Annotated in this window: 26 protein-coding genes; 14 read left to right on the top strand and 12 right to left on the bottom strand. The window is 64.3% G+C overall.

Going from position 1 to position 20,283, the window contains the following annotated elements; genetic code table 11:
- Window positions 1–65 precede the first annotated feature (65 nt).
- Window positions 66–1,694 carry an amidohydrolase gene (locus AC1DVS_RS23580; RefSeq protein ID WP_478026922.1) on the top strand — a complete coding sequence of 543 codons (1,629 nt, stop codon included), beginning with the start codon at window positions 66–68 and terminating at the stop codon, window positions 1,692–1,694.
- A 78-nt stretch (window positions 1,695–1,772) separates the two neighbouring features.
- Here AC1DVS_RS23580 and ctrA read toward each other — a convergent pair whose 3' ends face one another.
- Window positions 1,773–2,480 carry a response regulator transcription factor CtrA gene (gene ctrA, locus AC1DVS_RS23575; RefSeq protein WP_478026920.1) on the bottom strand — a complete coding sequence of 236 codons (708 nt, stop codon included), beginning with the start codon at window positions 2,478–2,480 and terminating at the stop codon, window positions 1,773–1,775.
- A 166-nt stretch (window positions 2,481–2,646) separates the two neighbouring features.
- The gene (locus AC1DVS_RS23570; RefSeq protein ID WP_478026918.1) at window positions 2,647–3,585 is read right to left on the bottom strand and encodes a LysR family transcriptional regulator; all 939 of its coding nucleotides are present in this window, start codon (window positions 3,583–3,585) and stop codon (window positions 2,647–2,649) included.
- 131 nt (window positions 3,586–3,716) lie between these two features.
- On the opposite strand from AC1DVS_RS23570, the gene AC1DVS_RS23565 reads away from it, so the two are divergent.
- Together AC1DVS_RS23565 and wrbA are read left to right on the top strand one after the other, a co-directional pair.
- Complete coding sequence (locus tag AC1DVS_RS23565) at window positions 3,717–4,415, top strand: pirin family protein (protein WP_478026916.1); 699 nt, start codon at window positions 3,717–3,719, stop codon at window positions 4,413–4,415.
- A gap of 63 nt (window positions 4,416–4,478) precedes the next feature.
- On the top strand, window positions 4,479–5,081 hold the full coding sequence (wrbA, locus tag AC1DVS_RS23560; protein ID WP_478026915.1) for an NAD(P)H:quinone oxidoreductase: 603 nt from the start codon (window positions 4,479–4,481) through the stop codon (window positions 5,079–5,081).
- 6 nt (window positions 5,082–5,087) lie between these two features.
- Here wrbA and AC1DVS_RS23555 read toward each other — a convergent pair whose 3' ends face one another.
- Entirely contained in the window at window positions 5,088–5,891 is an 804-nt protein-coding gene (locus AC1DVS_RS23555; RefSeq protein ID WP_478026913.1) for a M15 family metallopeptidase, read from the bottom strand.
- A 47-nt stretch (window positions 5,892–5,938) separates the two neighbouring features.
- Between AC1DVS_RS23555 and AC1DVS_RS23550 the strand changes: the two genes are divergently transcribed.
- Window positions 5,939–6,589, top strand: a complete 651-nt coding sequence (locus tag AC1DVS_RS23550; RefSeq protein WP_478026912.1) for an RluA family pseudouridine synthase — start codon at window positions 5,939–5,941, stop codon at window positions 6,587–6,589.
- Between the two features lie 498 nt (window positions 6,590–7,087).
- Here the strand turns inward: AC1DVS_RS23550 and AC1DVS_RS23545 are convergent, their stop codons facing one another.
- Complete coding sequence (locus tag AC1DVS_RS23545) at window positions 7,088–7,303, bottom strand: hypothetical protein (RefSeq protein WP_478026910.1); 216 nt, start codon at window positions 7,301–7,303, stop codon at window positions 7,088–7,090.
- Between the two features lie 86 nt (window positions 7,304–7,389).
- Window positions 7,390–7,812: an alternative ribosome rescue aminoacyl-tRNA hydrolase ArfB gene (arfB, locus tag AC1DVS_RS23540; RefSeq protein WP_478026908.1), complete on the bottom strand. Its 423-nt coding sequence runs from the start codon at window positions 7,810–7,812 to the stop codon at window positions 7,390–7,392.
- Between the two features lie 174 nt (window positions 7,813–7,986).
- Here arfB and AC1DVS_RS23535 point away from each other — a divergent pair, with 174 nt between their 5' ends.
- Window positions 7,987–8,493 carry a GAF domain-containing protein gene (locus tag AC1DVS_RS23535; protein ID WP_478026906.1) on the top strand — a complete coding sequence of 169 codons (507 nt, stop codon included), beginning with the start codon at window positions 7,987–7,989 and terminating at the stop codon, window positions 8,491–8,493.
- 100 nt (window positions 8,494–8,593) lie between these two features.
- Window positions 8,594–9,592, top strand: coding sequence for an RcnB family protein (locus AC1DVS_RS23530; RefSeq protein WP_478026904.1), 999 nt, complete (start codon window positions 8,594–8,596; stop codon window positions 9,590–9,592).
- Window positions 9,593–9,697: 105 nt separating this feature from the next.
- On the opposite strand, the gene AC1DVS_RS23525 is transcribed toward AC1DVS_RS23530, so the two are convergent.
- Window positions 9,698–10,984 carry a M20/M25/M40 family metallo-hydrolase gene (locus tag AC1DVS_RS23525; protein ID WP_478026902.1) on the bottom strand — a complete coding sequence of 429 codons (1,287 nt, stop codon included), beginning with the start codon at window positions 10,982–10,984 and terminating at the stop codon, window positions 9,698–9,700.
- A gap of 151 nt (window positions 10,985–11,135) precedes the next feature.
- Window positions 11,136–11,591: a universal stress protein gene (locus AC1DVS_RS23520; protein ID WP_478026900.1), complete on the bottom strand. Its 456-nt coding sequence runs from the start codon at window positions 11,589–11,591 to the stop codon at window positions 11,136–11,138.
- Window positions 11,592–11,772: 181 nt separating this feature from the next.
- Here AC1DVS_RS23520 and AC1DVS_RS23515 point away from each other — a divergent pair, with 181 nt between their 5' ends.
- The 3 genes from AC1DVS_RS23515 (at window position 11,773) to lpdA (ending at window position 14,849) form a co-directional block, all read left to right on the top strand.
- The gene (locus AC1DVS_RS23515; protein ID WP_478026898.1) at window positions 11,773–13,068 is read left to right on the top strand and encodes a pyruvate dehydrogenase complex dihydrolipoamide acetyltransferase; all 1,296 of its coding nucleotides are present in this window, start codon (window positions 11,773–11,775) and stop codon (window positions 13,066–13,068) included.
- 7 nt (window positions 13,069–13,075) lie between these two features.
- The gene (locus tag AC1DVS_RS23510; RefSeq protein WP_478026897.1) at window positions 13,076–13,300 is read left to right on the top strand and encodes a hypothetical protein; all 225 of its coding nucleotides are present in this window, start codon (window positions 13,076–13,078) and stop codon (window positions 13,298–13,300) included.
- Between the two features lie 154 nt (window positions 13,301–13,454).
- A complete protein-coding gene (gene lpdA / locus AC1DVS_RS23505; RefSeq protein ID WP_478026895.1) occupies window positions 13,455–14,849 on the top strand; it encodes a dihydrolipoyl dehydrogenase in 1,395 nt (464 codons plus the stop codon).
- Window positions 14,850–14,992: 143 nt separating this feature from the next.
- Here the strand turns inward: lpdA and AC1DVS_RS23500 are convergent, their stop codons facing one another.
- Window positions 14,993–15,358, bottom strand: coding sequence for a hypothetical protein (locus AC1DVS_RS23500; RefSeq protein ID WP_478026893.1), 366 nt, complete (start codon window positions 15,356–15,358; stop codon window positions 14,993–14,995).
- A gap of 144 nt (window positions 15,359–15,502) precedes the next feature.
- Here AC1DVS_RS23500 and AC1DVS_RS23495 point away from each other — a divergent pair, with 144 nt between their 5' ends.
- Window positions 15,503–15,682 (top strand): hypothetical protein, encoded by a 180-nt coding sequence (locus AC1DVS_RS23495; RefSeq protein WP_478026891.1) that lies wholly within the window; start codon window positions 15,503–15,505, stop codon window positions 15,680–15,682.
- A gap of 4 nt (window positions 15,683–15,686) precedes the next feature.
- Here AC1DVS_RS23495 and AC1DVS_RS23490 read toward each other — a convergent pair whose 3' ends face one another.
- On the bottom strand, window positions 15,687–16,271 hold the full coding sequence (locus AC1DVS_RS23490; RefSeq protein WP_478026889.1) for a TetR/AcrR family transcriptional regulator: 585 nt from the start codon (window positions 16,269–16,271) through the stop codon (window positions 15,687–15,689).
- 28 nt (window positions 16,272–16,299) lie between these two features.
- On the opposite strand from AC1DVS_RS23490, the gene AC1DVS_RS23485 reads away from it, so the two are divergent.
- Entirely contained in the window at window positions 16,300–16,908 is a 609-nt protein-coding gene (locus AC1DVS_RS23485; protein ID WP_478026887.1) for a hypothetical protein, read from the top strand.
- Window positions 16,909–16,911: 3 nt separating this feature from the next.
- Here AC1DVS_RS23485 and AC1DVS_RS23480 read toward each other — a convergent pair whose 3' ends face one another.
- Window positions 16,912–17,385 carry a GFA family protein gene (locus tag AC1DVS_RS23480; protein WP_478026885.1) on the bottom strand — a complete coding sequence of 158 codons (474 nt, stop codon included), beginning with the start codon at window positions 17,383–17,385 and terminating at the stop codon, window positions 16,912–16,914.
- A gap of 55 nt (window positions 17,386–17,440) precedes the next feature.
- On the opposite strand from AC1DVS_RS23480, the gene AC1DVS_RS23475 reads away from it, so the two are divergent.
- Window positions 17,441–17,908, top strand: a complete 468-nt coding sequence (locus AC1DVS_RS23475) for an MAPEG family protein (RefSeq protein WP_478026883.1) — start codon at window positions 17,441–17,443, stop codon at window positions 17,906–17,908.
- A 75-nt stretch (window positions 17,909–17,983) separates the two neighbouring features.
- On the opposite strand, the gene AC1DVS_RS23470 is transcribed toward AC1DVS_RS23475, so the two are convergent.
- Both AC1DVS_RS23470 and AC1DVS_RS23465 read right to left on the bottom strand, forming a co-directional pair.
- Window positions 17,984–18,475 carry a bactofilin family protein gene (locus tag AC1DVS_RS23470; RefSeq protein WP_478026881.1) on the bottom strand — a complete coding sequence of 164 codons (492 nt, stop codon included), beginning with the start codon at window positions 18,473–18,475 and terminating at the stop codon, window positions 17,984–17,986.
- A gap of 61 nt (window positions 18,476–18,536) precedes the next feature.
- Window positions 18,537–19,505 (bottom strand): hypothetical protein, encoded by a 969-nt coding sequence (locus AC1DVS_RS23465; protein WP_478026879.1) that lies wholly within the window; start codon window positions 19,503–19,505, stop codon window positions 18,537–18,539.
- A 135-nt stretch (window positions 19,506–19,640) separates the two neighbouring features.
- Here AC1DVS_RS23465 and phaP point away from each other — a divergent pair, with 135 nt between their 5' ends.
- Window positions 19,641–19,991, top strand: a complete 351-nt coding sequence (gene phaP / locus AC1DVS_RS23460) for a TIGR01841 family phasin (protein WP_478026878.1) — start codon at window positions 19,641–19,643, stop codon at window positions 19,989–19,991.
- Between the two features lie 111 nt (window positions 19,992–20,102).
- Window positions 20,103–20,283, top strand: a 181-nt coding sequence (locus tag AC1DVS_RS23455; RefSeq protein WP_478026876.1) for a transposase, incomplete at its 3' end; no start/stop codon positions are given.

Below are 20,283 nucleotides of genomic sequence, written 5' to 3'. Positions count from 1 at the left end.
AGTCACGCGGACGCTCGCTTGTGGCCCCCACCCCAACCCCWCCCCTGAAGGGGAGGGGCTTGATTTTGGCGGTCGCTTCCCTCCTCCTCACCTCCCCCGCTTTCGCCGATGCGCTGGTCGATAACGTCAACGGCATGACCCTCGATGCGACCGGCAATGTCATCCACTTCAACGCCATGCTGATCTCGCCGGAAGGTAAGGTCGTCCGCCTCCTGCAGCCGAGCGACCGGCGGCCCGACAAGCTCGATTGGCTCGCCAATATGAAGGGGCAGGTGCTGCTCCCCGGCTTTATCGACGCGCATGGTCATGTGATGGAGCTCGGCTTCCGCGCGCTCGAGCTCGATCTGTCCGGCACGAAATCGCTCGATGAGGCCAAGGCGAAGATCGCTGCCTATGTCGCTGAGAACCCCGACAAGAAATGGATCCTTGGCGGCGGCTGGAACCAGGAAGCCTGGGGCCTTGGCCGCTTCCCGACCGCCGCCGATCTTGATGCCGTGGTCAGCGATCGCCCGGTCTGGCTCGCACGTGTCGATGGCCATGCCGCCTGGGCGAACAGTGCGGCGATGAAAGCCGCCGGTGTCACTGCGAAAAGCGTCTCGCCGCCCGGCGGCCGGATCGAGAAGATCGGCCTCGCCCCAGCCGGCGTGTTCGTCGATGCGGCCCAGGCGCTGGTCGACAAGGCAGTGCCACAGCCCTTGCCCAAGGATCGCGACATGGCGTTCCAGAAGGCGCAATCGATCCTGCTCGGCTACGGCATCACCGCGACGTCGGACATGGGGACGAGCCTCGACGAGTGGCTGAGCTATCGTCGCGCCGGCGATATCGGCGCGTTGCGCATCCGGATCATGAGCTATGGCTTCGGTGTCGAAACCGCGATCCGTGTCGGTGGCGCCGGCCCGACCCCCTGGCTTTACGACGATCGGCTGCGAATGGGCGGTGTGAAGCTCTATGCCGATGGCGCGCTGGGGTCGCGTGGCGCCTGGCTGAAGGCGCCGTATAGCGATGCGCCCGGCCAATCAGGTGCCGGCTTCATGGCGGATGATGTCATTCGCAACCAGATGAGCCGGGCCGCGATGGACGGCTATCAGGTCGCGGTCCACGCCATTGGCGACAAGGCCAATGCCCAGGTGCTCGATGCGATCGATGAGATGTCGCAGACCTATAAGGGCGATCGGCGCTGGCGGGTTGAGCATGCCCAGGTCATCGATCCGGTCGACCTCCCGAAATTCGCGCAGCACGGCACGATCGCCTCGATGCAGCCGACGCACGCCACGTCGGACCGGACCATGGCCGAGGCGAGGCTCGGCCCTGAGCGGCTGGCGGGTGCCTACGCCTGGGCGACGATGCTGAAGAACCATGTGCCGCTTGCCTTCGGTTCGGATTATCCGGTCGAAAGCCCGGATCCCTTTGCCGGCTGGGCCGCTGCCTTCACGCGCCAGGACTCGAACGGCGAACCGTTTGGCGGCTGGCGCCCGGAAGAGAAGGTGACGCGCGAACAGGCCTGGTGGGCGTTCACCGCTGGCGCCGCCTATGCGGGTTTCGCCGAGGATCGCTTCGGCCGCCTCGCCCCGGGCCAACGCGCTGACTTCATCATCATCGACCGTGACCCGCTGCTCGCCAGCCCCAGCGACCTGCGCGCGACGAAAGTGGAGCAGACCTGGGTCGGCGGGCGCAAAGTCTGGTCGGCGAAATAGCCCATACAAACGAAGGGCCGCGGCACCCCCCGGTGCCGCGGCCCTACCCCCGGACGTAACTGGGAGCGTTCCGGTCTGTCAGGCAACCTCGGAGATGTGCATCAGGACTTCATCGGGCTCGCGCAGCACATAGCCGCGGCCCCAGACGGTCTCGATATAATTCTCGCCCTCGCAAGCCAGGCTGAGCTTCTTGCGGAGCTTGCAGATAAACACGTCGATGATCTTGAGCTCGGGCTCGTCCATGCCGCCATAAAGGTGGTTGAGGAACATTTCCTTGGTGAGCGTGGTGCCTTTGCGGAGCGAGAGCAGCTCCAGCATCGCATATTCCTTGCCGGTCAGATGGACGCGGCTGCCATCGACTTCGACTGTCTTGGCATCGAGATTGACGGCGAGCTTGCCGGTGCGGATGACCGATTGGCTATGGCCCTTTGAACGACGGACCACGGCGTGGATGCGCGCGGTGAGTTCTTCGCGGTGAAAGGGCTTGGTGACATAATCATCGGCACCAAAGCCGAAGCTGCGCACCTTGGAGTCCATTTCGTTAATGCCTGAGAGAATCAGCACCGGAGTCTGCACCCGGGCGACGCGCAGTTTCTTCAGCACATCGTAACCATGCATGTCAGGCAAGTTCAGGTCGAGCAGGATGATATCGTAATCATAAAGCTTGCCCAGATCGAGGCCTTCCTCGCCCAGGTCCGTCGTGTAGACGTTGAAACCCTCGGTGGTGAGCATGAGCTCGATCGCCTTGGCGGTCGTCGGCTCGTCCTCGATCAGCAACACGCGCATCTGGCAGTCCCCTGTCAACTTGCGGTCTTCGAGGCCCCCTGCGGCTCGATGCACCCTGCACAAGTTATTAACCTGATCAGGGATGAACGCAAAAGGTTAATTCTTCACTAACCGGCCTGACTCCGCGAGTCGCGGGGAATTTCCTGATCAGGGATTTTACGTAGGATCAGGTTAACGAGGGTGCTGGCGCTCGGTTCCGGGCTTCTCCGGCTGCGCACAGGCTCCGGAATCGCTCAGTCAAAAATGCGATCAGCGCCTCGACCCGTGCCGGCCGCAGATTGCCCGGCGGGGTGAGCAGGTGGAGCGCAATCGGGGGGAGATGCCAGTCAGTCAGGATCGCCTCGAGCGCACCGCTGGCGAGATCGCCGCCGACGATGAAATCGGGCAATACGCCAATACCGAGCCCGGCCCGCAATGCCGGCAACAGCGCGTCGCCGCTGTTCGAGCGGAGCGGTCCGGCGGGGCGGACGGCGACCTCGGCACCGCCCGGCCCAAGGAAGCGCCACGGGCCGGTGACATTGGTGTAACCGAGACAGGCATGTTCGCCGAGCTGGGCAGGGTGGGTCGGCCGGCCGTGCTTCTCGAGATAGCCGGGCGCCGCGACGATATACGTCGCGATCGGCCCGAGCCGGCGCGCGCGCAGCGAACTGTCGGGCAAGTCGGCGATGCGCAGCGCCACATCGATGCCCTCGGCGACGATATCGACCTTGGCGTCGGAGAGATGGAGGTCGATCTCGATCCCCGGATGAGCGGCCAGGAATTCGGCCAGAGCGGGCGTCACGCTGACGAGGCCGAGCGTCATCGGCGCGGTGACCCGGATCAGCCCGGTGGGCGCGGTTGCTGCATCATGCGCGGCTTCTTCGGCTGACTGGGCCTCGGCGAGGATGCGCGCGGCATGTTCGGACAGCCTCTTGCCGCTCTCGGTCAGGGTCAGGCGGCGCGAGGTGCGGTGGAACAGCGACTGGCCGAGATGCGCCTCGAGCCGGGTCACTGCCTTGGAGACGGTCGCCTTGGACACGCCGATCGCATCGGCCGCCCCGCTGAACGAGCGATGCTCAACGACAGAGGCGAAGATCGCCCAGGCTTCGAGATCCGGCAGCCGCATTCTTCGTTCCTCCCCGTTCCGGGGAGGAATTAGCAGTGGAAACGATCGGTTTCCAGTGTTTCCATTTACGTCGTGATCCCAGTCCCTATCTTGGCTCCAACGCAATCTTCTACCCATTGGGGAGACACATGATGATCGAGAAAAGATCGTTCGAAAGCCTGGGCCATGTCGATCATGGCTGGCTCAATGCACGCCACCATTTCAGCTTCGCCAATTATTATGATCCGAGCCGCATGGGCTGGGGTGCGATCCGCGTCTGGAACGATGACGAGATCGGCCCGAACTCCGGCTTTCCGGCGCATCCTCACCGCGACATGGAGATCATCACCTATGTCCGCAAAGGGGCGATCACCCATAAGGATTCGATGGGCAATGAAGGCCGCACCGGAGCGGGCGACGTCCAGGTGATGAGCGCAGGCACTGGCGTTCGCCATGCCGAATATAATCTCGAGCCCGAGACGACGACGCTCTTCCAGATCTGGATCGAGCCGAAGCGCACTGGGGGTTCGCCATCATGGGGCGCCAAGCCCTTTCCGAAGAGTGACCGCACCGGCAAGTTCGCTGTGCTCGCCAGCGGGTTCGCCGAAGATACCGAGGCTCTCCCGATCCGCGCCGACGCTCGGGTGCTGGGCGCGACGGTGAAAGCGGGCGAATCGATCACCCATGAGGTGGGCGAGGGGCGTCATGCCTATCTCGTGCCGGCGACGGGTGCGATCGAGATCGACGGCAAGTCGTTCAACGCCCGTGACGGTGCCGCGATCGACGGCGGCCAGACGGTCACCATCAAGGCGATCGAAGACGCCGAGCTGGTGCTGGTCGATTCGGAATAACGACTAGCCCTCGGCTCTTCCCCCCTCCCGCTTGCGGGAGGGGGATTTTAGAAGGAACATCCCATGCCAAAAGTCCTCGTCCTTTATTACTCCTCCTATGGCCATCTCGAGCAAATGGCCGATGCAGTCGCCGAAGGCGCGCGGTCGGCTGGCGCCGAGGTCGATATCCGCCGCGTGCCTGAAACCGCGCCGGCCGAGGTCGCCATCGCGGCGGGCTTCAAGATCGACACCGCCCATCCGACGATTGGAGGCGTGGCCGAGCTCGCCAATTACGACGCGATCATCATCGGCGCGCCGACCCGCTTCGGCCGCATGCCGAGCCAGATGGCGAGCTTCCTCGATCAGGCGGGCGGCCTGTGGTTCAGCGGTGCGCTGAACGGCAAGGTCGGCGGCGCCTTCACCTCGACCGCGAGCCAGCATGGTGGCCAGGAGACGACGCTCTTCTCGATCATCACCAATCTGCTGCATTTCGGCCTGACCATCGTCGGCCTCGATTACGGCTTTGCCGGCCAGATGGGCGTCAAGGAAGTGCACGGCAACTCGCCTTATGGCGCGACGACGATCGCCGATGGCGATGGCAGCCGCCAGCCGAGCGGCCTTGAGCTTGACGGTGCTCGCTATCAGGGCCGCCGCATCGCCGAAGTTGCAGGCAAGCTCGCCGCCTGAGGCGGGTCAATAACGCCCGGGCAGCAGCAGGATCGAGGGTGGAAACACCGTCGCCTGGGCTGCCCGGGACGGTTGCCCGTCAATCACCGGGCTCGCGGGAAACTGAGCCCGGGCCCGCGCGAACACCAGTCGCGCCCGTGCCGCCCCCGGCTTTTCGATCGACGTGCCGACCCAGCGCCAATGCCATGGCTCCCAGGTCACGCCCTGCGCATTGGCTTCGGGGAAGGACAGCTCGAAGCCATAATCCGGCGCATGGGCCAAAAGCCATTTCCCCGCCTCTGTCTGGGCGATACAGGGATCGACATCCCTGCAGGTCCGTGCGGGCCGGACGGTAAAATCGATCGCGTAGCCAGTCGAATGTTCGCTGAAACCCGGTGGCCCGACTGAATGGGCACGCAGCGCCGCATCGCGGCAGGCGTTGCCGGCCCGGCCTGCATGGCAGAACACCGCGCGCTGATGGGCTGCGGTCCGATAGCAGGAAACCGCCCTGAGCTTTCCAGCGATACCCGGCGTTGCATTCGCGCCGTTGAGCAGATGGACGAGATCGGCTGCTGCATCATGCTGCATCAGGCACGGCGCGTTGAGCCCGAAGCCTCGCATCACGGTTTCGAGATCGGCGGGCGGCGCTTCGTCATAAGGCAGATGCCCGAACAGGCGGCCATCGGCATCGGGAATGCCGACCGGTGCGGGCGGAGCCGCGTGAACCGCTCTTGCGAAGTGTGAACGCCGATGCGCGGCGCCAGCGCTCGTCGACACGAGGCAGAGCCCCGCCATAACGATCCCGATCGTGCGCTTTGTGTTGCTCTTCACCGGCCCTAGCTCTGGCATGCGCGGCCGCGGAGTGGCAAGGGCGGGAAATGCTCGCAAATAAAGTCCTGTTCTTCGATGGCGAGGCAATCGTCATCGACAAGCCAGCCGGCCTTCCGGTCGATCGCCCGCGCGACGGCTCGCTCAGCCTCGAAAACCATCTCGAGGGCCTCACCTTCGGCTTCAAGCGCTGGCCCCAGGCAGTGCACCGGCTCGATCGCGATACCTCGGGCTGCCTGCTCCTCTCGCGCAATCCCAAGGCGCATGCCCGCTTCCAGCAGGCGTTCGAGGCCGGGATTGTCGAGAAGCGCTACCTCGCCGTGCTGGACGGCGTACCCGAGGGCGAAAGCGGCCTGATCGATCTTGCGCTGGCCAAGATCAGCAGCGCCGAGCAAGGCTGGCGGATGCACGGCGACCCCAAGGGCAAGCCCTCACGCACCGCCTGGCGCGTGCTGGCGGTGAAGGACGGCCGCGCCTTTGTCGAATTCAGGCCGGAAACCGGCCGCACCCACCAGATCCGCGTCCACGCCGCCGAAGCCCTCGGTGCGCCGGTGGTCGGCGACCCGATCTATGGCAAGGGCGGTAAGGAAACCCTGCTCCACGCCGCTTCGCTGAAAGTGCCGCGCGACGGCAAAGAACCGATCATTGCTGAGGCACCCTTGCCCGAGCGCTTCCTGAAGGCGGGCTTCGGCGAGGCGTGAGCTGATCGCGGTAGCAGAAGGCTCACCGGCCCGCCGCTAACCCCAAGCCTGGTCGCACGTCCGCGGCGCCGCAAATTTCCCTGTTAATCGCCAGGAACAGGGAATTTTTTCTTTTTTTCGACGCCGCGCCAAGTCGAATTCTCTAGATTTGTAATATTTTACAATAGTTTACAAGATTCCTCGGTGATCCGCTCGGCCCGGAACAGGGAATTAACAGGGAATAACAGGGAAATTGCGCGCGCGGACCGCCGCCGTATCGCAGCGGAGAGCATCGTGAGACTGACAATATCAAAGAGCTTTCGGGCAACTGAACCGCCCCATGCCCGTGTCATGACCGATCAGGCGATGCGTTTGAATCGAAGCGAATAGGGAGGCGCGACGCTTTCGATTCGCGGCCAAGGCCCCAAGTCGTAAACCCAAACGGGAGGGCGGCTAGCGCCCCACAATTGGACCTCGATGTCGTGTGGTTGCCGGCCAGCGATTGATGCCGCAGTGAATTTACAGCAGCCTGCCGAGACGATCGATGGTGAGTGCTACGCCGACCCCAAGAAAGGCAACGTCACCAAGAGTCGTCATCCAAAAATCTGTTGAGTTTACATTGCGGTAAACCTTATGGCCACGAAGAACGGTTTCACCTCGCCGCGCCGCTTTGAGAATACGCCACAGCCCATAGAGCGCCATTATGGCGCCCGCGAACGCTCCGACGATGGCCATACCGTTGCTCATTTTCCGATACTACGAGGAAAAGGCTAATGACTGCTTCGCACCACTTTCAGCCGTTCCATTTATGAGTCTGTGGCTCAATCGACCGGCTTACCTCTCAGGCTCTTGACCGTCGAGCGCTTGGCCTTGCCCTCCATCCGCCGCGCCTTGGCGGCCTTGGAAGGCTTGGTCGGTCGCCTTTTCTTCGGCACGATCGTTGCCTCACGGATCAGCTCGAACAGCCGCTCGCGGATCTCCTGCCGGTTGAGCAGCTGCGACCGTGCGCCCTCGCTCTTCAGCACCAGCACGCCTTCGCGCGTCAGCCGGCTGCCGGCGAGCATTTCGAGCCGCGCCTTGACCGCCTCCGGCAGATTGGGCGAATTGCGCACATCGAAGCGGAGCAACACCGCTGAATCGGTCGTATTGACGGATTGCCCGCCAGGGCCTGAAGAGCGGGTGAAGCTCTCCTCGATTTCCTCGCTGTCGATGGCGATGGAGCGGGTGACGGGCAGGCGCGGCATGCCTCTTCCTACGGCGTGGGATGCGAAGTGCAACGTGTTGGCTTGGGTGTGACTGGGGTCTTTTGACTCGGACCCAATTTATCCGTCATGCCGGACTTGTTCCGGCATCCATCGTTCCGCACATGCTGCAGGCGTGATTGCTTGCGGCACGATGGACCCCGGAACAAGTCCGGGGTGACGGTAGCGGAGAAGACAGTGTACGAATTCGCGGTATCGGCCAGCTCCAAGGCCGAGCTCTATCATGACCTCCACGCAGCGCTCGATGCGCTGACTGCGGACGAGCCCGACACGATCGCCAATATGGCGAACGCAGCGGCACTGATCTGGCAATATCTTCCCGATCTCAACTGGTCGGGCTTTTACCGGCTGGTCGAGGGTGAGCTTGTGCTTGGCCCGTTCCAGGGAAAGCCCGCCTGCATTCGCATAGCAATCGGCGCAGGGGTCTGCGGCGCAGCGGCGGCGACCCGCGAGACCCAGCTGGTCGAGGACGTCCATGCCTTTCCCGGCCATATCGCCTGTGATGCCGCGAGCCGCTCCGAGCTGGTGGTTCCGATCATCCATGATGACGCCCTGATCGGCGTGCTCGATCTCGACAGCCCGAGCCCGGCCCGGTTCGATGCGGACGATGCCGCTGGATGCGAGGCGCTGGTGCGCCTGCTGGCGCCCCGCATCGCCGGCTGATCCGTTTCGGGACACACCAAGACTCGCGAAAAGCGGGGGAATTTGGTAACTGAACTCTTAATCATCGGGCCGATCCGGGCCCTTGCAGGAGGAGTTTACCATGCGGACCCTAGCGATCGCTGGCTTTGTAATGGTTACCGCGATCGCCGCGACTCCGACGGGAGCGCAGCACAGATTGTCCAATGGACAGGTCTGGCAGAATGGGCACGTCATGCCGCCCGCGCCGACCGCCCCCAATTATCCCAACCGTATCGATCCCGGTCAGCCGCGGATGGGCGGCGGCTGGAGCGGAGGGCAGGGCCAGTTGCCGAATGGCGTTCAGTCCCATCAGCAGCGGACCGGCGGTGGCTATAATTCCGGCCCCCGGCCAACCGGCCCAAGTCATTCGCGCTGGGGCGGCAGCGTTGGCGGCCATTGGCAGGGTGGCGCCAACGCGCCGGGCGGATGGCATGCCTATCGGCGCCCGAGCCGCGGCTGGATCATGCCGCATTACTGGATTTCGCCCAGCTTCTTCATCAACGACTATGGCACTTACGGCCTCTCCACGCCGCCACAGGGTTATAGCTGGTCGCGCTATTACGACGATGCGGTGCTGATGGACCAGAATGGCCGCGTCTATGATTCCGTCAGCGGCATCGACTGGGACAATTATGACAGCGCCGATGACTATGGCTATGGCTATGGCGGCGGTGGTTCTGCCAGCGCCGGCTATGGCTATGCCGAGGCGCAGGGTGGCGGCGGGGGCTATGGCGCTCCTTATCCGCAGCCGGGGCCGGGCGGGTGGTCGAACCAGCCCGCACCTTATCCGGCACCGCCCGCTTATGCGCCGCCGCCGCCTCCTCCGCCAGTGATGCAGGGCGGCTACAGCACCAACTATTCGAGCTCCGGTTATGCGAGCTCGGGCGGCTATATCAGTGGCGGCTATTGGTATCCGCCGGTGACGACAACCACGGTCACGATCCAGTCGGCGCCGGTCGTCACGACCACCACCACTGAATATATCGAGACCACCTATGCGCCCGTTCGCCGCACCTACCGCGCGGTGAAGCGGAAATGGCATCCGAAGCCGCGCGCCTGCTCGTGCGGTTGCTGCCGCTGATCTGAATACCTCCCCGGCGGGGGAGGATGAGCCCGTGTCGCGAACGGGAAGAGTGAGGGCGGGCCCGGGGGGACCTGCCCTCCTCTGAGTCTCAGCCCGGGATACTCATTCAGGTGCGGCGAAGGTGACGATGCTCTCCGCGCCGTCCGGCCCAAGTGCCGAGACGCCGATGAAATTGTCGTCGACCGGTACGTTCTTCAGCACATTCGTCTGCGCTGTCGCGGGCAGATCGATCGATTTCTGCCAGTCCTGCGCATCGTTGCGCCGCCAGTGGATGCGGTAGCCGGTGGCACCCTCGACCGCATGCCATTTCACCGTCGTGTCATAGCCCAGCGCGCCGGCGATGGTGACGCTGTCTGGCGCCGCCGGCGCTGCGGCGAGGCGGCGGATCGTCGCGATATTGATCGCGCTCACCTTGGCCAGATAGGCAAAGTCCATCTTGTCGACCGTGTCGCCATAGGCGATCCCATTCTCGGTGCGGATATCCTGGTGCTGCGCGTTCCAGTTCTCGGTGGCCACGGTGAAGCGTATCGCCGGATAGCCGAGATCGAGAAACGGCTTGTGATCCCCACCGCGACCGAGCCGGTCCGGCCGCCGCTCGACCATTACGTCGAGCCCCCCGGGGATCGTCCGCGCGATCCCGTCGACTGCCTTGGCGAGCGCGCGCGAGGGGCCGTCATCCTCGCCGCCATTCTGCCCGCGCGCCTGCACCGCTTTCAGGTCTTCTGAGGCGCGGATCCCTTCCGAAAACACGCGGACATGATCGGCGACGCGCACGCCGTTCTGGCCGATCGTATTGCCGACAATGTCGTTGTTGAGCATCGCCGAGACAGTCCAGTTCTTCTGCTTCGCTGTCTCGGCGAGCAGGGTGCCGCCATACAGTCCCTGCTCCTCGCCCGAGAAGACAGCATAGACGATGGTGGCGCGGAACTTCTCCTTCGACAGGACCCGCGCCGCCTCGAGCACCAGCGCCACGCCCGATCCGTCGTCATTCGCGCCGGGGGCGTCGCTGGTCGCGTTCATCACGTCGGTAACGCGGCTGTCGATATGTGCGCCGATGATGATCACACGGCGTGGCTCGGTGCCCTCCTGAAAGCCAAGCACATCGACGATCTCGACGCCGTCCGGCGCGCGCTTCCCGATGAAGGTGCGCGCGATATTCGCGCTGGTGATGCAGCCGCCGCACGCATCCGAAATCCGCGTCAACTCGCCCGCCACCCAACTCCGTGCTGCGCCGATGCCGCGATTCGGATCGTCGGGCGAGGAGAGGCTGTGCCGTGTGCCGAAGCTGACGAGCTTCTCGACCGTGGCTTTCAGTCGAGCTGGGTCGGGCGCGTCCTTGGCGGCGGCAGGGGTGGCGATGAGCAGGGCGGCGAGGGGGAGGATACGCATTGCCGGATGGTGCAGGTGAGCGCCGCCCACTTCAACCCCTCGCCGTCACCCCGAACTTGTTCCGGGGTGCACAGTCCCGCGTAGACAACGCGTGAAACTCTGGCGGAAAGGTGGATGCCGGAGCAAGTCCGGCATGACGGTGGTGGTTAGGCTAACTCAAACGGTCGATCGCTTCGCGATCGAGCGAACCCGGGATGATCATCAGGGGAATCGGCAGCACGCCGGCATCGGCTCCCGCGAAATAGCTGACCAGCGGGCCCGGCACGCCACTCGCGGCGGCGGCGAGGACGAGCGCCGCGATGGACGGATTGTCCGCGATGACTTCGCGGATGATCTTCGGCCCGTCGCCCTGGCGGACGGTGATCGATGGCCTCAGCCCAGATTCCTCGAGCAGGGTGCCTGCCGCGCCGGCAACGAGAGCCTCGGCATGGATGCGCGCCTCTTCCTCGATCGTCGCCTGGACGCCGCCAAAGGCGACGAACTCGGCCGGCGGCATCAGCGCGAGGATTTCAACGCCTCCGCCCGTCTTGACCGCACGCCGCGCCGCGAAGCGGAGTGCGATTTCGCTCTCCGGGCTTTCGTCGATCACGACCAGATAGATGCGCATGGCCTTTGGCCTCCCCTTTACGCTAGTTGGCGCGCGCCGCGTTGTTTCGCAAGTGCGCGGTCTTGACCACCTCCGTGCGCAAGGGCGGTCTTGACCGCCTTCGCGCGCAAGCGCGGTCTTGACCGAACGTGCGTCGGGCGCGAAGGAAACTCGCCGTTACGGATTCGGGTTAGGACGCTTCATGTCGATCGAGATCAAGATGCCTGCGCTGTCGCCGACGATGGAGGAGGGCACGCTGGCCAAATGGCTCGTGAAGGAAGGCGATACCGTCAAGTCGGGTGATCTGATGGCCGAAATCGAAACCGACAAGGCGACGATGGAATTCGAAGCCGTCGATGAAGGCGTGATCGGCAAGATCCTCGTCGCCGAGGGAACCGACGGCGTGAAGGTCGGCACGACTATCGCAGTGCTGCTAGAGGAGGGTGAAAGTGCTGGGGCACCATCCGCGCCCAAGGCCGCAGAAGCGCCCAAGGCAGAACCAAAGGCCGAGGCGCCGAAGCAGGAGGCCCCCGCAGCCGCCAAGCCCGTTGCAGCACCGGCGGCCCCCGCTTCAGGCGAACGCGTCAAGGCAAGCCCGCTCGCTCGCCGGATCGCAGCCGAAAAGGGCCTTGAGCTGTCAGTGCTCGAGGGTTCCGGCCCGAACGGGCGGATCGTCAAGGCCGACGTCGAAGGCGCCAAACCGGGCGCCGCCCCTGCCGCGACGCCGGCAAGCGCCGCTCCTGCCGCCACGTCGCCCGCCGCGGCACCTGCCGCAGCGGCTGCGGCCAAGCCGGTCGCAATTCCCGATATTCCGCACACCGCCGAAAAGCTCAGCAATATTCGCAAGACGATCGCGCGCCGCCTCACCGAATCGAAGCAGACGGTCCCGCACATCTATCTCACCGTCGATATCCGGCTCGACAAGCTGCTCAAGCTCCGCACCGATTTCAACGCAGCGCTGGCGCCGCGCGGCGTGAAGCTCTCGGTCAATGATCTGCTGATCAAGGCGCTCGGCGTCAGCCTGATCCAGGTGCCCAAGTGCAACGTCATGTTCACGCCCGATCAGCTGATCAGCTTCAGCCGCGCCGACATCTCGGTCGCGGTCAGCACGCCTTCGGGCCTGATCACGCCGATCATCGCCGAGGCCGATACCAAGGGCCTCGCCGCGATCTCCGAGCAGATGAAGGATCTCGCGACGCGCGCGCGCGACAACAAGCTGAAGCCCGAGGAATATCAGGGCGGCACCGCAAGCCTCTCCAATATGGGCATGTTCGGCATCAAGCAGTTCGAGGCGGTGATCAATCCGCCCCAAGGCATGATCATGGCGATCGGTGCCGGTGAGAAGCGCCCCTGGGTGATTGACGATGCGCTCGGCGTCGCGACGATCATGTCAGCGACCGGCAGCTTCGATCACCGCGCGATCGACGGTGCTGACGGCGCGCAGCTGATGCAGGCGTTCAAGGCGCTGGTCGAAAACCCGCTCGGCATGGTGGCGTGAGGGCGCGGTGAAGCATCTGTTGGTCGAACTCCTCCATCTCGCCTCGGGTCTGGTCGGGGCGGCACTGATTGCCTGGCTCGCCGCCTGGGCCGTGCCGAATGTCAGGAATGAGATCTGGACGGTTGCCTATGTCGCGATGCTGATCGTCGCATATATGGCGATACGCCCGCTACGCCTCGCCTCGCGCGCCGATCTGCAGGCGGACCCGCGCCCGTCACGCGCCAATGACTGAAGGCCGCTCGATATCCGGCGGGCGAATGTCCGCATGACCGATCGCAGCTTCGTCGCGTTCGATAACACCGCACTCGGCGTCGGGCCGACCGCGTCGCTGCCCCTTTCCCCCGCCCCTCCCCCGCACAGGGAGAGGGAGAAGAAGGATTCTCATCTTGGCTGACAGTTTCGATCTCATCATCCTCGGCTCCGGCCCCGGCGGTTATGTCGCTGCGATCCGCGCGGCGCAGCTTGGCCTCAAGACCGCGATCATCGAGCGCGAGCGGCTCGGCGGCATCTGCCTCAACTGGGGCTGCATCCCGACCAAGGCGCTGCTGCGCACCTCGGAAATCTATCATTATATGAGCCACGCCGCCGATTACGGGCTGACCGTGGAGAAGCCGGGCTTCGATCTGACCAAGATCGTCGAGCGCTCGCGCAAGGTCGCGGGCCAGCTCAACATGGGCGTGAAGGGCCTGATGAAGAAGAACAAGGTGACGGTGTACGAGGGCGTCGGCACGATCACCGCGAAAGGCAAGCTGACCGTCAAGCAGGGCGACAAGGTCTCCGAGCTCGAGGCCAAGAACATCATCGTCGCGACCGGTGCCCGCGCCCGCGACCTGCCCTTCGCCAAGGCCGACGGCAAGCGCATCTGGACCTATCGCCACGCGATGGTGCCCGAGGAAATGCCGACCAAGCTGCTCGTGATCGGCTCGGGCGCGATCGGTGTGGAGTTCGCTAGCTTCTATTCGGACATGGGCGCCGAGGTGACGATCGTCGAAATGCTGCCCCGAGTCCTCCCGGTCGAGGATGAGGAAGTCTCGGCCTTCATGGAAAAGGCGCTGATCAAACAGAAGATCCGAATCCTGACCGGTGCCGGCATCGAGGGCCTGACCCCGGGCGCCAATGGTGTGACCGCCAAGATCAAGGGGAAAGACGGCACCGTAACGTCCGAGGAGTTCAGCCACGCCATCGTCGCGATCGGCATCGTGCCGAACACCGAGGATATCGGGCTGGAGAAGCTCGGCGTCGAGACCGACCGCGGCCACATCAAGACCGACGGCTATTGCAAGACCAATGTCGAAGGCATCTGGGCGATCGGCGATGTCACCGGTGCCCCCTGGCTCGCGCACAAGGCAAGCCATGAGGGCGTGATCGCGGTTGAGGCGATGGCCGGCGGCCACCCGCATCAGATGGACAAGGCCAATATCCCGGGCTGCACCTATTCGCGGCCCCAGGTCGCGTCGGTCGGGCTAACCGAGGCCAAGGCGAAGGAAGCGGGTTACGAGGTGAAGGTCGGCAAATTCCCCTTCATCGGCAACGGCAAGGCAATCGCGCTCGGCGAGGCCGAAGGCTTTGTGAAGACGGTGTTCGACGCCAAGACCGGCGAGCTGCTCGGTGCGCATATGGTCGGCGCCGAGGTGACCGAGCTGATCCAGGGCTATGTCATCGCGCGTCAGCTCGAGACGACCGAGGCCGAGCTGATGGAAACCGTGTTCGCGCACCCGACTCTCTCGGAGATGATGCACGAGAGCGTACTCGGCGCTTATGGCCGGGCGTTGCACATCTAGAACGCACGTTTTCCGGGCGGGCTGGCGGGCATTGCTCGTTATAATTGCGCCTGACCAGGTCGGCCCTTTTTACAAGGGCACGACCTGGTCAGCGCATTCGAACAGGCTGAAGCCTACGGGGCGTGAGCGGGCGCGACCTTCGATTACTTCGCGCGCTTCCCGAGCCGGTGCCGCACGACGCTGACCGTGAAGATGAGGCCGATGATTGCCAGCAGCGCTGCAAAATACATCAGCCCGAAAGCGGCCAGCAATGCCTGTCCAAAGCCCGGCATATCGTTCACGGGCACATGTTCTCCAGCTGCAATGAGTGCCGCTCTCTCCCGGCCCTGAAGCTCCAGGATCTGGAAGGACAGGAGAACCGCGGCAATACCAGCGCCGAGCCCCAGGCCCCAAAGCCCAAGCCCTTTCCAGATCCGGTCACGCGACCCGAACAAAAGAGACGCGAGCCCGAGCAGGCAGGAAATGGCCATCAGCGCCATCCACACGACAGCCGTGACTTTGATGAGCATCATTCCCTCCAGCCCAGTTTTCCGCGCGATCGGGGCACTATGCGCGCGAGGGCGTAGAGAAAGAGCGAATTTGCTCCAACCGCGCCAAATCGGCCGCGCCGTTAACCTCTGCCGGGTACAGCTTTGGGCTTCAGGAGAATCGTCATGAAATTTGTTGAGCTGAAGTCTCGCGGCGGCGACTATTGGGTGGTGGCGGCGAACATCGCCTATCTTCGCGCTGACGAGAATGGGCAGACCAAGGTCGGCCTGATCGGCGGCGACTCGCTGCTCGTCGTCGGCAGCATGACCGACATCGTGGCGAAGGTTGAGGCCGGCGAGTCCTGAGCCTCTAGTCCGCCACCCGGGTCAACAGACCAAGCGCCAGCCGGCGATAGGCGGCACGGACGGCGGCACCGGTGGCGACCGGATCATCCGAGGCTGCGATCTGCAACACACCCTGGCGAAACGCACCGGACAACAGATGCGCCAGCGCCGGCACCTGCTCTGAATCGACGAGCCCGGCATCGGCAAGATGATAGAGCGCGTGCTCGCCAAGCTCGACACGGAGCCTGGTCTGCATTGCGATCCACTCGGTCATGTCGAGCACCGCCGGGCCATCGATCAGCAGCAATTGCCGCGCCTCGCGCCCCCCATAGGCGTCGAACAGCACTTCGCTGCCGGTCAGCAGTTCGTCGACATGATGGTCGACATGCCCCATCGTGCCCGTCAGCACACGCCCGGCGATCTCGTCGATCACTGCGCCGCATGCTGCGCGGAACAGGTCGCGCTTGTCCTTGAACTGATAATAGACCGCGCCCTTGGTGAGCGCCGCCCGGGCCGCGATTTCATCCACTGACACAGCGGCGAAACCCCGCTCCGCAAACAGCGCGCGTGCGGCCGCGACCAGTTTCTGACGATTGCCGGTTGACTCCATACCGCTGGTATGTTGTCATACTGACGGTATGACAAGGCCCGCTTTCTCTCCACCGCTCGCGATCGCCGCTGCGACCGGGCTTGCAATGGCGATCGCGACGGCCGCCTTTCTGACGCATGGCGGATGGACCTATGACGGTGCAGCCACGGCAGCCCGGCTGACCGCGCGGGTCTCGTTCCTGTGGTTCGTCATTGCCTGGGCAGCCTCGGCATTGGCGCGGCTCTGGCCCGGTGGCTGGCGCACCGCTCTGCTTCGTCGCCGGCGTTCGGTCGGGCTGGGCTTCGCTGCCTCGCACTTTGTCCATCTCGGGGCGCTGCTCATCGCGGTCCTCGTCTTCGATCATGCCACAAGTCCGAAAACGGTCATCGGCGGCTCGATCGGCTATCTGTTCGTGCTGGCGATGGCGGTCACATCGAACGATGCCTCGGCCCGCAGGCTCGGCCCGCGCCGCTGGCGGCTGCTTCATGCGACCGGTGGTTATGTCATCGCCGGGATATTCACGTCCTCTTACCTCGGCCGGCTTCCGACCAACCCGGCACTGGCCGTGCCGACGCTGGCGTTGATCGCTCTCGCCGCGATTCTGCGCGTCCTCGCCTGGGCGCGGAAAAGGGCAGGGATGCGGGTCGCCACGGCTTAGCGTTCAGGTCTGGGTTGAGCCCTGCAGCGCGGCGAACTCAGCGACCAGCGGCGTGAAAGCCTCCATCGAGTCGGGCTGGGTCGCGAAGCTGTGTTTCGCCGGGGTGGTCGCCCAGGGTAGCTTCTCGCTGGTCCAGAATTCAACGAAGGGTTCAAAGCCGGCATGGTCGTCGAGCATCGTCGCGCGGACATTGACGAAGCCAATATCAGGCTCGACCCTGGTGAAGACCCAGCTCTTGCACCAGTCGCAATGATAATGGCGTGACTGGTCACCATGGAGCCCGCCGATCACCGGCTCGCCCTCGACCAGCTCGAAACCATCGGCCGGCACGGTGATCGTCAGGGAAAAAGCGCTCGCGCTCATTTTCTGGCAGCCGGTGCAATGGCAGGCGCCGGTGAGCAGGGCGGGCCTGGTCACGCGGATGCGTAGCTTGCCGCATCGGCAGCTGCCGTCGAGCGGGAGGGTCAAGTCAGTCATCGCTTCCTTCTCCGTCGTTGATTCGTCATGATCGCACGAAAAGGGGAGAGGTTTCATGCCGTTTGGGATCCTGTGGCCGACCTTCGCACTGGTCGTGCTGATCTATGTCATCTGGTTCGTGATGTATGTGCAGCGCTTCATCCTGATGAAACGCACGCCACCCACGCCCGAGGATTTCGCGTCGATGGACAGTGGCCGGCGCTATTTCGCGCCCGTGGAGATGCCCGCCGCGAATCTGATCAACCTGTTCGAGATGCCGGTGCTGTTCTTCGCGCTGGTGCCGTTGCTGCTGATCACGCACCAGGCGAACCATATCCAGGTCGCGCTCGCCTGGGCCTATGTGCTGCTCCGGGCGGGGCATAGCGTGGTGCAGATCGTCATCCGGCGCGTGCCGCTGCGCTTCCTGGTCTACGTCCTGTCCTGCGCGGTCCTGTCGGCGATGTGGATCGGTTTCGCCGTCGATATGGCCAGCGCTTCAACGCGCTATCAGGATGCGATGGGCAATATCGCAGCAGCCCCATAAGCAAAGGGCGGCGCTGCTGCGCCGCCCTTTGGTTTGCTCATTTGCCTCCTCGGGGGAAGCATCAGACGCGTTCGATCAGGCGGCGGCCTCGCTCGAGCTCACCAAGGTGATCTCGGGCGCCGAGGTCGGTACAGGCCGCTCGAAGCTGCGGCTGCCAGCATCGACCGCGACATGCTTCAGGCGGCCGTCGATCGACGCGCCATTCTCGATTGCGATCGTCTCATATTCGACATCGCCAGTGATCCGCGCGGCGCGCTCGATCGTCAGCTGCCGGACTGAAACCGAACCCTCGATCGAGCCAGCGAGGCGTGCCGTCTCGGCCTTGACCGCGCCGTTGATACGGCTCTCCGTCCCCTGAACCAGGCTGCCGCAATGGACATCGCCGTCCACCCGGCCATCGATATGGAGATCAGCCGTGGCGGCGATATTGCCGGTGATGACGACATCGGCGCCGAGCACGGAGAACATTCCGCGCTTGCCGTTCTGAGACTGAGGCTGCGGCGCCGGGGGCAGGCTGCTGCCGCCATCGCGTCCACCACGATTATTGCTACCACCAAACACCGCCATCAATCCCACTCCCAGTTCGCGACTCGGTCATTAACTAGCACAAGTTACGGTTTCCCTCACCTCAGTGAAAGATCGCGCCTGTCAGAACGGGATTGTCGTTCGCCGCCGGCTTCAGCAGCGAGCGCGCAAGCCGCAAGGTCGCGAGCAGCATCGCAAGGCCGCCCATCATCGCAAGCGCGGGCACGCCGCTGAGCGCGCCGAGCCAGGCGAGGACCGATCCCGCCTGAACCAGGATCGCGAGCGTCCAGCTTGCCCGGTCACGCCACACCAGGGCCAGCGCGAGTGCGAGGATGTCAGCGAGGAAAAAGGCGTTGGCGTGCATGCCCGGCAGCAAGCCGGCGCTGACGAGCGAGGCCAGTAGCGTAGCGTTCATCAAGGTGCGGTCGCTCAGCCGGGCGGCGGAAAAATTGGCGACATAGGCGGCACTCGCGCCGATCGCGGCGGCGAGGGCGAGGCCGAGCAAAGGCAGTCCGAGCGGCAATGCCTGGGCGATCGTCCAGAGGTTCGGCGCGTTGAACGACAGGGGCTGTTCGATGCCCATTCGGTAGAGGGTCGCGAGGTCCGAAGGATGCCAGCCGACCAGCATCGTCTCGGCGGCGACGGCGGGCGCGATCGGCCATAGTCGCAGTGGCAGGCGCCGGTTGATCGCGAGCGCCAGGAAGAAGGGGGCAACGAACGCCGCCTGCAGGTCAAGGCCGACAGCAAGGCCGAACCAGACGAACATCGCGGCATGGTGCCGGGCGAGTGCGGCGGTGAGCGCCATCACACAGGCGGCGGCCCAGATCGCGTCATAGGGCCCGAGCAGCACGCATGGCAGCAGGAAGACGAGCGCAGCGGCATGATTGGGCTGGGACGCGTGAAGCTGGATCAGCAGATGCCTCATGGCGAGCGCGAGCGCGGCGGTGCCCACCAGCGGAAGCAGCCCTGCAAGGCTCACCCCGCCCGCCATCATCCACCAGGCGAGGGCCGCCACGGCGAGCGTGGCTGCGATAGGGGGCAGGGGGAAAGCCGGTGGCCGCGGCAGCATCATTCTGCCCTGATACCCGACACGGATTGAGGGTGCGTTAAGAACAGCGGATCGCGGTTGCACGCACAACGCGGCTGTGTTGTGTATCGAACCACAACAAGCCGGCGCGCAAGCCGGCCGCAGCAGAGGAACCGGATGATGGCGAAGGAAAAGACCACGACTGACAAGGTGAAAGACACGTTCGACGACATCGTCGATCCAGTGAAAAAGGCCGGCGAAGCGATACGTGCTTCGGGCGCGAAACTCGCCAAGGGCAGTTCGGATGTCGGGATCAAGATGATCGAACAGGCCGAGATCAACGCCCGCGAAGCCTTCGCGGCAATGCGCGCGGCCGCCGCTGCGAAGGACCTGTCGGAGGTGATGAAGATCCAGGGCGAGTTTCTGCGCGAGCAGGGCAGCCGCAGCATGGCCAATGCCCGCGAGATCGGCGAGCTGATCATGCAATTCGGCCGAGAGGCAGTCGCCCCGCTCAAGGGCGACAAGGACTGAGGCCAGTCGACCAAGTTTACTCGTCATGCCGGACTAGGGTCCGGACCCATTAATGGGATTCCCGATTGGGTGTGATTGTGATTCAATGCGTTCTGTGAGGAGGCGTTGGCGATGGCGGATTTCTTCTGGTTTTCGGATGCGCAGTGGGCGCGGATTGCGCCCTTGTTGCCAACCGGCACGCGCGGGATGCCGCGGGTAGATGACCGCCGGGTGCTTTCTGGCATCGTTCATGCGCTGCAAAGTGGTGGGCGCTGGGGCGACTGCCCCGAGCATGTCTATGGTCTCTATGGTC

Source organism: Sphingomonas sp. P3_C5 (genome assembly GCF_056402635.1).
Note: the sequence above shows the minus strand (reverse complement) of the source record. Positions and strands in the feature narration are given on the sequence as shown.